At 42.3% G+C, this 11,499-nt stretch carries 11 protein-coding genes; 3 read left to right on the forward strand and 8 right to left on the reverse strand.

What is annotated here, in order from left to right; translation table 11 throughout:
* Window positions 1–52: 52 nt before the first annotated feature.
* Window positions 53–1,030: a DUF1852 domain-containing protein gene (locus OCT63_RS19970; protein ID WP_060467563.1), complete on the reverse strand. Its 978-nt coding sequence runs from the start codon at window positions 1,028–1,030 to the stop codon at window positions 53–55.
* A gap of 342 nt (window positions 1,031–1,372) precedes the next feature.
* On the opposite strand from OCT63_RS19970, the gene OCT63_RS19975 reads away from it, so the two are divergent.
* Together OCT63_RS19975 and OCT63_RS19980 are read left to right on the forward strand one after the other, a co-directional pair.
* Window positions 1,373–2,182 carry a sulfite exporter TauE/SafE family protein gene (locus OCT63_RS19975; protein WP_146448329.1) on the forward strand — a complete coding sequence of 270 codons (810 nt, stop codon included), beginning with the start codon at window positions 1,373–1,375 and terminating at the stop codon, window positions 2,180–2,182.
* 219 nt (window positions 2,183–2,401) lie between these two features.
* A complete protein-coding gene (locus tag OCT63_RS19980) occupies window positions 2,402–3,403 on the forward strand; it encodes a metal-dependent hydrolase (protein WP_269984439.1) in 1,002 nt (333 codons plus the stop codon).
* Between the two features lie 142 nt (window positions 3,404–3,545).
* Here OCT63_RS19980 and OCT63_RS19985 read toward each other — a convergent pair whose 3' ends face one another.
* From OCT63_RS19985 to OCT63_RS20000, 4 genes are all read right to left on the reverse strand, one after another.
* On the reverse strand, window positions 3,546–4,277 hold the full coding sequence (locus OCT63_RS19985) for an anti-sigma factor (protein WP_060467565.1): 732 nt from the start codon (window positions 4,275–4,277) through the stop codon (window positions 3,546–3,548).
* Entirely contained in the window at window positions 4,274–4,846 is a 573-nt protein-coding gene (locus OCT63_RS19990; protein ID WP_240697780.1) for a sigma-70 family RNA polymerase sigma factor, read from the reverse strand. Before OCT63_RS19990 ends, OCT63_RS19985 begins: the two co-directional genes overlap by 4 nt.
* Window positions 4,847–4,945: 99 nt before the next feature.
* The gene (locus OCT63_RS19995; RefSeq protein ID WP_161687730.1) at window positions 4,946–5,497 is read right to left on the reverse strand and encodes a DUF3455 domain-containing protein; all 552 of its coding nucleotides are present in this window, start codon (window positions 5,495–5,497) and stop codon (window positions 4,946–4,948) included.
* 308 nt (window positions 5,498–5,805) lie between these two features.
* Window positions 5,806–7,278, reverse strand: coding sequence for a carboxypeptidase M32 (locus OCT63_RS20000; protein WP_161687728.1), 1,473 nt, complete (start codon window positions 7,276–7,278; stop codon window positions 5,806–5,808).
* A 310-nt stretch (window positions 7,279–7,588) separates the two neighbouring features.
* Between OCT63_RS20000 and OCT63_RS20005 the strand changes: the two genes are divergently transcribed.
* Complete coding sequence (locus tag OCT63_RS20005) at window positions 7,589–8,224, forward strand: LysE family translocator (protein ID WP_161672089.1); 636 nt, start codon at window positions 7,589–7,591, stop codon at window positions 8,222–8,224.
* Between the two features lie 117 nt (window positions 8,225–8,341).
* Here OCT63_RS20005 and OCT63_RS20010 read toward each other — a convergent pair whose 3' ends face one another.
* The 3 genes from OCT63_RS20010 to OCT63_RS20020 all read right to left on the reverse strand — a co-directional run bounded on the left by OCT63_RS20010 (window position 8,342) and on the right by OCT63_RS20020 (window position 11,485).
* Window positions 8,342–9,817, reverse strand: a complete 1,476-nt coding sequence (locus tag OCT63_RS20010) for an aerolysin family beta-barrel pore-forming toxin (protein ID WP_161687726.1) — start codon at window positions 9,815–9,817, stop codon at window positions 8,342–8,344.
* Between the two features lie 403 nt (window positions 9,818–10,220).
* A complete protein-coding gene (locus OCT63_RS20015; protein WP_269984440.1) occupies window positions 10,221–10,682 on the reverse strand; it encodes a hypothetical protein in 462 nt (153 codons plus the stop codon).
* Window positions 10,679–11,485, reverse strand: coding sequence for a winged helix-turn-helix domain-containing protein (locus OCT63_RS20020; protein ID WP_161687722.1), 807 nt, complete (start codon window positions 11,483–11,485; stop codon window positions 10,679–10,681). The genes OCT63_RS20015 and OCT63_RS20020 overlap by 4 nt, the downstream gene beginning before the upstream one ends.
* Window positions 11,486–11,499 lie beyond the last annotated feature (14 nt).

Below are 11,499 nucleotides of genomic sequence, written 5' to 3' on the forward strand. Positions count from 1 at the left end.
CTTAGATTGCCCAAAGCGCGTAATTAATGGATTAAAGCGCCTAATAAATTGATTAAAGCGCGTAATTGGCAAACCAGTTCTCAAGAACCGATTGATATGGCTTAATGAAATGTTCTTCTGCGAATTTACCTTGCTCAATAGCTAACTTGCCGCGTTCTTCTCGGTCATACACGATCTGAGTCAGTGAGTGGTCCAAGTTTTTCAAGTTTGGTTGGTAACAGTTGCCTGCGACCGCGTTCGCGTTGTAAATCTCAGGTCGGTAGATTTTCTGGAAAGTACCCATGGTGCTGATGGTGCTGATAAGCTCTAGGTTAGAGTAATCGTTCAGAAGATCACCAAAGAAATAGAAAGCCAGAGGAGCAACAGTATTTGGCGGCATGAAATAACGAACCTGTAATCCCATCTTCTTGAAGTATTGCTCAGTTAAAGAAGATTCATTAGGTTGGTATTCAAAGCCTAATACAGGGTGTTGATTTTCAGTACGGTAATAGGTTTTATTATCTGAAACACTCAAACAAATAACAGGTGGCTTATTGAAATTCTGTTTGTAAGCTTCAGAGTTAACGAAATGTTTAAACAGCTTGCCGTGTAAATCCCCAAAATCTTCTGGAATACTGAATTTATCTTGGCCTTTATTATGATCCAAAAGTAATACGCTGAAGTCATAATCTCGAACATAAGAAGAAAAGTTGTTTCCGATAATGCCTTCAATACGCTCGTTGGTTTTGTGGTCCAGAATGTTTGTTTTCAGAACTTCAATTGAAGGGAATGCTTCGCCGTTGCTTTCAATGTCCATGTCAACAGAAATGATTTCAAGCTCCACAGAGTAGCGGTCGCCCTTTGGGTTGTCCCAGTGTGCTAAGGCATTGAAACTGTTGTCAATCATCTGCAGTGCGTTACGTAAGTTTGCTTGACGGCTGTCGCCTCTAGCTAAGTTCGCAAAGTTGGTTGTGATACGCGTGCTGTCTGCAGGCTGGTAGTTTTCGTCGAGGCTAATGCTTTTAATCGTAAAATTAAGTTCTTTATTCATGCTGGTCTAGTATCCCAATTCGTTGTCTGGTTCTCTCGGTCTTTTAGTATTAAAACTGCTTTATTTTTTGCTTGTGACCGGATTAAGAATCGAAGGCTATGCTTTCTGAAATTAATACTGAGTAGAATTAATGTCGTATAAAGTTAATCGCTTAAGGTTTTTATACGTGGATAGGTGTGGGATTAATAATGGTATTACTTCACATTCATCATGAGGAATATTCATGATCTATATGTTTGAATGTTTAAGTCGGTGTCAGTTATATTAATTAGCTTAATGGAAATATAACCACATTAATAGTGTGTTATTTAAGGTAAATTAATTTAATAAGAGATGGATGAAATGAGTGAATTGCTGTTGTTGATTTTCTACTGTGCGTTACTAGGCAGTGGTGTTGGTTTTCTTGCCGGGCTTTTGGGCATTGGTGGAGGGCTGATTATTGTTCCGGTGTTAAGCAGCATTTTACTTTACTTAGAAGTTCTGCCGTCCGACCAAGTTGTTGTTGCTGCGATTGCGACCTCGTTGGCCTCGATTCTATTTACTTCAACGTCTTCTGCGCTCGCTCACCACAAGAATGGCAACGTGCCTTGGGATCTGGCACCTTGGATCATGCTGGGTGTTGCCCTTGGTGCTTTGGTTAGTGGTTTTATGGCGGCGTTATTGCCGGAAAAGGTCGTTCGTATCGTGTTTGCTGTGAGCGTGGTTCTTATCGCGATTAAGATGTTCTTAAGCAGTAAAAGCGGCACGCCTAACGAACGAAAACTACCGAATAAAGGGGGGTTAACCGTTCTAACAACCATTACTGGCGGCTTGTCTGCCATGATAGGGATTGGTGGCGGTGCGTTGTTAGTTCCACTATTAACGTTCTTTTCGGTCGATATGAAAAAGGCGATCGGCTGTGCGTCTGCGTGTGGCATTGTTATCGCGTTATTTGGTTCTATCGGTTATATCACTGCGGGCAGTAGCCATTTTGCTTTAACCGATGGATTTGCAGGTTTTGTTTATTTACCAGCGCTGCTGGGTATCGTGTGCACCTCTTGGTTCACGGCTCCGTTAGGCGCAAAAGCGACAAACCACTTGCCAGTCCCTACGATTAAGAAGATCTTCTCAGTACTGTTAGTTGTTATCGCTGCTAGCATGGTCGCTCGCTAAGTTTTGGTCGTTCGACTGCCTATGTTGCAGGTATCAGTGGGTAGCTCCAATAATAACAATAGAAAGTAGCAGTCATCAGGCTGCTTTTTTTGTTTGCCAGTCTACATTTATACTATTAGGTCTATGAGTATGTTGACAAAATATTGTTGTTTAACCGGATTCACTGCTATAGCTAAATGTACTTGTTCAGATCAAGAGAATGCTAAAAGTGAGTGAGTTATGGATCCGTTAACGCAGGGTGTGCTAGGCGCTTCTTTGTCACAAGCGGCGAGTAAAAAACAACATTTGGTGGTCGCTGGGGTTCTAGGTTTGCTCTCTGGAATGGCGCCAGATTTAGATGCGTTTATTCGATCGGAGAGTGATCCTTTACTGGCATTGGAGTTCCATCGACAGTTTACCCATTCACTCCTGTTTATCCCTATTGGCAGCTTGATTTGTGCTCTGGTTTTGTATCCTTTGATTGCTAAAAGGCGCGATCTCTCGTTTAAACAGAGCTGGTTCTATTGCGCGTTAGGCTATGGCACACATGCATTACTCGATTCTTGTACTACGTATGGCACTCAGCTGTTCTGGCCGCTCACCAACGAACGTTATGCTTGGAATACCATTTCGATTATCGACCCTGTCTATACACTTCCTATCTTGATATTACTTGTGCTTGCAACATGGAAACGAATCCTTTTTCTGGCTCGTATTGCGTTTTTGTGGGCTTTGATTTACCCAACGTTGGGCATGATTCAAAGGGATAGGGCAGAAGCGATAGGATGGCAATTAGCACAAGAACGACAACATGCACCTATTCGGTTAGAGGCCAAGCCGAGCTTTGCAAATATCTTAGTGTGGAAAGTGGTGTACGAAACAGAATCTCAATACTACGTAGATGCTGTTCGAGTCGGTTCCTCCGTTAAAACCTATCCTGGAGACTCAATAGCTAAACTGAATGTGAGTCAAGATTTCCCTTGGCTCGATCCTAATTCACAACAAGCTAAAGACATTGAACGTTTTCGCTGGTTCTCAAATGGTTATGTGGCGCAAGATCCAATGGATGATCTGCGTGTTATCGATGTTCGATATTCAATTGTACCGAACCAATTGATAGCACTTTGGAGTATCAAATTATCTCAGTCTGCCGATGCCGAGACACATATCAAGTACGAAACCCACAGAGACAACACACCCGAGTCGAGACAGATTTTTTTAGATATGTTGAAAGGCGACTGAGGTCTATGAAGTTTTGAATCGATATTACGTTGCTGATTTCTAGCTGTCGTCAAAAAAGGCTGAGTCAGTAACCTGCTCAGCCTTCTTTCTATTCATTCACTTTAGGTAATGAGTTTTAGATGGTCTTTAAATTATCTGCTCACTATATCGAAAGGCCGCGCCCAATTGAGGTAATAGGGCCAGTTGGTCGACCTGTAGAAGAGCCTGTCTCTTGCTCTAAAGTTAGTTCGAACAATTGGTTTTCTGTTAGTGGCGGTAGTTCACTAATATTTAGATTAAGCGTTTCGCCTTCTCTGACTAATCCTAGTGAGACAGGTGCATCCCAATCGTCGGCTTTTGTCCAAAATTGTAATGCTTTGCCTTCTGGTATTTTCACTGCACCCAGGGGAACTAGTTGCATCTGATTGGCATGAGTGGTTTGTATTACCCAACTTGGGTTTTTGTTTTCTGGTTGTACTAATACCGCGATATAAGTGGGTGTACTTTGCATTGGTTCAAGGGTTTGTAATTTAAAACCTAGTACCATCGCTAGTACAAGGCAAGCCATTGAAATAGCCCGCCATAAACCGAGACTTTGCCAGAAATGGCTTTGTGGTTCAGGTCTTGATTGCGTTGCCGGTTTAGAAAATTCTTCAAGTTCATCTAGGCTGCGCTCAATACGTGCAGATAAAGACTGAGAGGCGACTTTTGGCTCTAATCTATCAGTAATAGACAAAAAATGAGTTTGCCATTGATTAACCGCTTGTTGTAATTCGCTACTGTGAGCTAAACGTTTTTCAAAATTATATCGTTCTTCTTCTGTCAGTGTGCCAAGCACATATTGGCCGGCTAAATTATCATCGTTGATAGGAATTTGTTGCGTATCTTTTTTCATTGCAGACACCCCTTTAAAGCATTCAAGCTGCGCTTAATCCATGATTTTACGGTACCAAGGGGTTTGTTAAGCAATTGAGAAATTTCGTCTTGGGTGTAGCCATCAACATAAGCGTGCAATATACACAATTTGCGTTCCGGTTCTAAATATTCCAAACATGTTTGTAGAGACGTTTGTGCCAAAGGATCTTCTGAAAGTTCAGAAATACCATCTGGCTGCTCTGCTAAGTCCAATACTTGACTATCACATAGAGCGAGTAACAAATCTGGTTCTGATAAGATTTGGCGGTTGGAGTGTTTAAGTGCATTTAACGCTAAATTACGGGTTAACGTATATATCCAACCACGTGCGGACCCTAGCTCTTGATGGTAGGAGTTTGCATTTTTCCAAATTTTTATAAAGGCGTCATGCACAACGTCTTCGGATAAAGCACGGTTTTGCAAAATCCTCAGCACTACAGTGAGTAATCTTGATGCTTCCTGTTCATATAACTGTCTTAAGGCTTGGCGATCACCTTGAGCGCAGTGCATTAGAACACTTTCATAGTCGAACTCTGTCGATATTGACACACGATATACCTGTTTATAAAACGTCCAGTATACGTAACTGGACGTTTTAAGTCATTATTTAGTCGGTGTTTATTATCGTGTATGGTGGCGGTAATGCGCTCACTTTTGTTTCCAAAATAGATACTCACCAGAGTAGTTAACCACGACTTTATGACCAAGTTTATCCATAGTACAACCTGTCATTGGAGCAGCGCCGCCCTTCAAATTAATACGCTGTATATAAGTGACATCTTTTAATGTACCGGGACGCATAGACTCATTTGCTTTGACTAACTGCATCGGAATACTGCCTTTTTCTGAAGGTGAAACGGCTAGTTGTTTACCGGTAATAGATGAACCATCAAGAGATTCCCATGTTGCAGGAGGACCAAAATAAGAGACTAAATGGTTGCCTTTGTTATCACTTAAAATGGCTCGAGGACCAGCAAATGCCCATTTTGCATTCTTGTCATCTGAACTGTCTACTTTGCACTCCCATGTGATATTACCTTCTGCAACAGTAAACATGGCGACTTTGTTACCGTCCGGTACACGTACTTCACTTGGTAGGTTGTCTTGAGAAAAAGTACCAGCGTAGGATTGAGCAGCCATAGCCATTAGAGCTGATGTTGCTGTGATTTTTAATGTTTTCAATATGTATTGTTTTTTCACTGTCGTATCCCTTTTTATCAGTCGATTTTGAAGTTGAAAAACAGCTTTTTCTTGCTGTTACTAGGTACTACAATCGAACAAGGTATTTGGATGCAGAAAAGTAAAATAAATTGAAATTATTTTTATGAAAGGTATTTAAAAAAGGAAGATTTTCACGTAAGTAACTATATTATAATGACTTTATCCCACAACTTAAGTTTGATAAAAATTACAGATAATCGGCGGCAATTACCATTGGGACAAAGCTCTATATCAGTGAAGACTGAGCCTTCCTTCAAATAACAATAGGAAGGCTTAGTATCAAGTGATTATAGATAGCGCTCTTCTAGGTGCCTTTTAAAGTATGCAGCGTTAAGTGTTTCTCCTGTCGCACCTCTCACTAAATCATCAGTGGTCAGCAGACTGCCTTTACTCCAAATGTTCGACTCTAACCAAGTGAAGATAGGGGATAGGTCACCGCTTTCAATCACTGAGTTCACATCAACCGTTTTCTTCATTGAAGCCATGAACTGAGCCGCGTACATCGCACCGAGTGTGTAAGATGGAAAATAACCGAATGCGCCGTCTGTCCAGTGAATGTCTTGCATACAGCCATTAGTGAAGTTGCCTTGAGTGCTTAAACCAAGGTAAGACTGCATCTTGGTATTCCAAAGTTCTGGCACATCGGTGTGTTTGATCTTGCCGTTGATTAAGTCACGCTCAATCTCGTAACGTAAGATAACGTGTGCCGGGTAGGTTAACTCATCGGCATCAACACGGATGAAGTCCTTCTTCACGCGAGTGTAGATCTTCTGGAAGTTCTCTTTCTCAAACTCTGAACCAGAGAATTGTTGACCTGTGAGGTTCGCTAAGTGTCCAATGAACGGATCGCTGCGACCAACTTGCATCTCGAAGAACAAAGACTGAGATTCATGGATACCCATAGAGCGAGCTTCACCGGCAGGTTGGCCTGCTAGGTGTTTAGGTAAGCCTTGCTCGTAACGTGCGTGACCTGTTTCGTGGACGATGCCCATTAGGCTTTGAACGAATTCAGCTTCATCGTAGCGAGTCGTGATACGCACGTCTGAAGGGACGCCGCCACAGAATGGGTGAACACTTTCATCTAATCGGCCGTGTTCGAAATCGAATTGAAGTAGCTTCATGACTTCCAGGCCAAGTGCTTTCTGTTTCTCTGTCGAATAGATACCCGATGGCGCGTTAAATTGCTCGCTTGACTGTTTTTCAATTACTTCGTCGATCAGGCTTGGTAGCCACGTTTTCACGTCTGCAAATAAGATATCCAGTGAAGCAGAGCTGGTGCCCGGTTCATAGATATCCAGCATCGCATCATACGGTGTTAGGTTAGCGGCATCTGCACGGATTTGTGCTTCTTCACGTGACAGCTCAACCACTTCACGCCAGTTCTTTTCAAAACCAACCCAGTCGTTATTACCACGTTGGCTACGCCACGCATGTTCACATTTTGAACCCGCTAGAGACTTAGCTTCAACCAGTTTTTCTGGAAGTAGGTTAGCTTGTTGCCACTGGCGTTTGATTTCACGAAGTGACGAGTGTTGCTCGTTGTTCAGCGCTTCGTTTTCGGCGTCTGCAATCCAATCACCAAGTTGCGGTTGAGTCATTAGGCCGTGAATATGAACAGATAGCTCGGCCATTGCTTCACTGCGAGCTTGGTTACCACCTGCGGGCATCATTGAAGCTTGGTCCCAACCACAAATAGCGGCTAGGTGTTGAAAGCGTGAACATTTTTTAGAGTGTTCGACTAGTTTTTTGAATGCGCTCATTTGACTACTCTTAATTTAGTTTTTTTAGTGATCCTACTGGCAACGCCGGAGGTTAGGCTCATACCTTATTGTGGTTTTTACTTTGCCTGCTTCTAGAAGCGGCGAACTATAGTAGAAAATATACAGCTAGTAGAAAATATAGCTTAAACGACCAAGGCAAGTGATGTCGGGAATTTACTATTTTTTAACAAGTTAAACTGTATCAGTGTGCACAAAATCAGTGAGTTGTATAGCTGATGGCAATTGTTGCTTGCGAATTGTTCAGATACACGGTATTGATGATAAATCGCTGAACAAGAATGACAATGATATGGATATTTTGAACTTTGAGGCATTTCTTATTGCCATCACTATTTTAACATTAACGCCGGGTTTAGATACGGCATTAGTGATTCGCAATACGAGCCGCTCGGGCTTAGCTGACGGCTGTATGACCAGCTTTGGTATTTGTAGCGGCCTTTATGTACACGCCTTTTTCTCTGCTGTGGGAATCTCCGCGATTCTTGCTCAATCAGCTGAACTCTTTCAAGCCGTTAAAATGGTGGGCGCGGTTTACCTGATTTGGCTTGGCTTAAGCAGTTTACGAGCTTTGATGAAAAATGGTGGTGAAGTGGAGGTGGGTGAGCAAGCTAAGCAAGCCTACAGTGCTAAGCGTTCTTTGCGTGAAGGCTTCTTGTCTAATGTGCTTAACCCTAAAACGGCGGTTTTCTATTTGGCTTTTCTGCCTCAATTCGTAAACCCTGAAGGTTCACCGTTATTACAATCTATGCTGATGGCTTCGGTCCACTTTATGATTGCGATGGTGTGGCAATGTGGCTTAGCTGGTGCACTTAACTCGGCTAAAAACTTGCTTAAGAATGCGAGCTTTATGAAGTGGATGGAAGGTGTGACAGGCATGGTCCTGGTGGGGCTGGGCGTTAAGCTTCTAATGGAAGAGCCTATGTAGTTCGCCGTTTTCTGATAGAACATATGAAAGCCCACGATGTGTCGTGGGCTTTTGTGTTTTAATGCTTGTAGAACTTTGTAGCGCTCTTATTAAACAACATAGTTTTTCAAAACGTAGTTATTCAACGATGCTAATGTTCATCTCTGCACCTTCAAAACCTAGGTCGCTCAACTCATCAGCATTGAAGTTGGTGGTGACTTCGATATCGCCAATGCGCTCAGTGGTTTCGTTGACGGAATCAACACTTCTTTTGCTACGTAAATTGTTGGTAATCGGTGTTGCTTGGCCAATCTCAATGGTACCGGCAAATTGAGAGTCAGCGTAAAAGTCACCCGACACATAAGAGTGGAATGGGCGTAAACTTCCGCCTGTTGCGTACTGCATGTTTGATAAGCCAGCTTCTTTGATTGCCCAGCCCCAATCCCACCATTTTGTCTCACCTGGAATGTATCGGTGATCCCACTGGTAGCGAATGTCTGCGGATTTATCGCTGCCTCGACCCATGGTAAAGCTGTGAGCTTTGTAAGGGCGGTTGTCTGGATGTGTGTGCCATGCGTTGCCACCCCAACGAAGGAAGCCATTAAACTCAACATCGTAACTAATGTCGGCGTTGAATCTATATGGGTAGGAGATGCTTGAACGATACAATTCAACTCGAATCGGAAGCTCTGAGTTTGCTGGAACCATAGGGCGCGCTTGAAGTGTCACTTGTTCACTAGTAGAACCACCATTGGATTTAGAGAAGCTTTGGTTGGCTTCAAACTTAATAGTGAGTTTAGTTTCGCCAACAAGAGGCCACTTAAACGTATTTTCTGTTTGAACGCTTTGCGAGAATCCATAGCTGTTCGTTTTCGACCAGTTTGTTGATTCATCTACTTTCAGATCGACAACCACTTGTTGGGCGATATTACTGTTGTTTCTTGCGGTAGCGTAAACGGTCTTCACTAATTCACGGTCTGATTCGACAACATCACCATGCCAAAAGTTGTCATCGTTAACGGTGTAGGCAAAGTTGTCGACGGTGATTTTGGTTTTTTCACCACAACGATAACCGCTACAAGATCCACTGTTGTTTCCTTGTATCACCCAGCTGTCGCCAGAGCGTTCTATCGTCATGTCTTCACCCACATACTGACTATTATTACCGCTAACCCATGCGTAACCTAGGTTGTGAGCTAAATAGCTTAATGGGCGAACAAAATCGTTACGGTTGTTCACTAATTCATACTGAACATCGATCTCGCTGCCTTCTGGAACCGATTTAGCGGAATAGTTAGGGATTTCAGATTGGTCGTTGTTCGGATAACAGAACGTTGACCCGCTGTTTGATTGTTTAATTTCACCATGATAGCCAGGCCCCATGATCACCCAGTTTCCTTTTAAGCCTGTGATCTGCCAAGTGCCCATACGAGCGAGCAAAGCACTCTTCTGTTCTTCAGCTTCATAACGGTCCAAAGGGCGATAGCCAGAGCGACATACATCCTCACCAAGTTGGTCAAACACGATTTGGTCAGGGTAAACCTTTGCGTTTACGCTGGTTGATAGAACAGACAACACTGCGGTTGTTAAGAGACTTCTGTTTATACTGATCATGAACAATTCCCTCATTTATAAATTTTATATTTTGATAATGTTTTGTGTGCCGTGCAGTTAACAAGACACGTTCACTTTTTCATGTTGATAAATAGATAGATACTGAAAAGGATTGAATTAATTTTCCACTTTAATTCAATGACTTGTAATGTTGATTTTGTTTTATTAATGAAACACTATGCAACGTAAGGGAAATTATTTGATGGAGTTCAAGCTGTTTTTATGAAATGAGGCAATACTTTTTATACTCGAACGTCAATATTTCTTAATGTTAGTGAGCAACTGACATCGGGGATGCCATTTGAAGTGTTTAGGTCGACGAATAGAATATGTTCGTTATGGGATAAATAAATAAGATAACCAACCGTTTGTATGGGTAATATAGATGGTTATCATATTTAGATTATCTTTTAGCTAGTAGTTGTGTTCGACCTGTATTACATGTGCGAATGATGGAAAATAAATCGTTCGAACTTAAGACATCAACCTTGAGTGTTAATGGGTCATTGTTGATGAGTAGGTAGGGCGACAATAAGCTGTCATTCATTGTTTTACTTATTTTTTGTACGGAAACTAAGTCGATAGTGCCTGATATTGAAAAGAAAAGTGATTGAGAAAGACCTGCTTCTCCTTTAAACCGAAGAATAATAGGGTCGGGCATGTTGTCATCTTGAATGGATATAAGGTGTAGAACCTTGTTATCACTTATTTTGGTGAGTCCATCGGTACGTAGTACATTTCCATCGAGTATGAGATCCACCACGCTATGTTGATAATGGCGCTCCTCTTGTGGTGGAGAGGAAGGGATACTCCATATACCAATGAATAACGTTAACGAGGAAAACAGAGCTATAAATGGCATCATAATTGGCCTCTTTCTAGGAATAGCGCTATCTCTGCACTCGCTTGATCCAATTGCGTTGCGGTGTAAAAGATATTGACGGATTGACGCGTTGCTTTGTTGAGTATGGAGAGTTCTGAATAGCCGGGCTCATCGCTGATGTATGCCACACAATCACATTGATGTTTATAGAGAATCGCCTCTAGTTCTGGGCTTAGAATCATCTCTGGATCTCGGAGAACTTGTATCTGACCAACCCATTGTTCACTGAGTCGGTTAACGGGGGTGAGATCACTGAGGGCCTTATCATTGATCTTAGCAAAAGCCAATAGCGCCGACGCCATCAATAAACAAGCGGTTGTGAAGTAACACAGTCTGTTTTTGTATAAGCTGACTTGTTGCGCAGCAAGTAAACTCGATTTGGATTCAGGTTTATGGCCGCCTGTAATGGAGACAGCAATGTTACTATGGTCGAGTGGGATTTGGTCGATCACTGGATTGAAAAGAATAGTGGCTTCGCTTTGTGGTTGCGAGTCGATAAACACACACTCATCAATAAGGCGATAACCCACCTTTGGCACTGTCAATATTGGTGTTTCTTTGATACCGAGCTTAATGAATCCTTGGCGAAGTAAACTGATGCACTTCGCAAGTGACGTATCCCCAATGAATTCGCTTCCCCATGCGAAGCTAATAATATCCTGTTTACTTACAATCTCGGGCGAATTTTTAAGTAATAACTCTAAAACACGAGTCTCACGATATCCTATTTTAATAGAACGTTCGTTGTTATAAATACGGTTTTTAATAGGGTCGAATCTGATCATATAGCCAACGTTTT

The sequence above is a fragment of the Vibrio sp. RW genome, assembly GCF_027587105.1.
In the GTDB taxonomy this organism is placed as follows: domain Bacteria; phylum Pseudomonadota; class Gammaproteobacteria; order Enterobacterales; family Vibrionaceae; genus Vibrio; species Vibrio toranzoniae.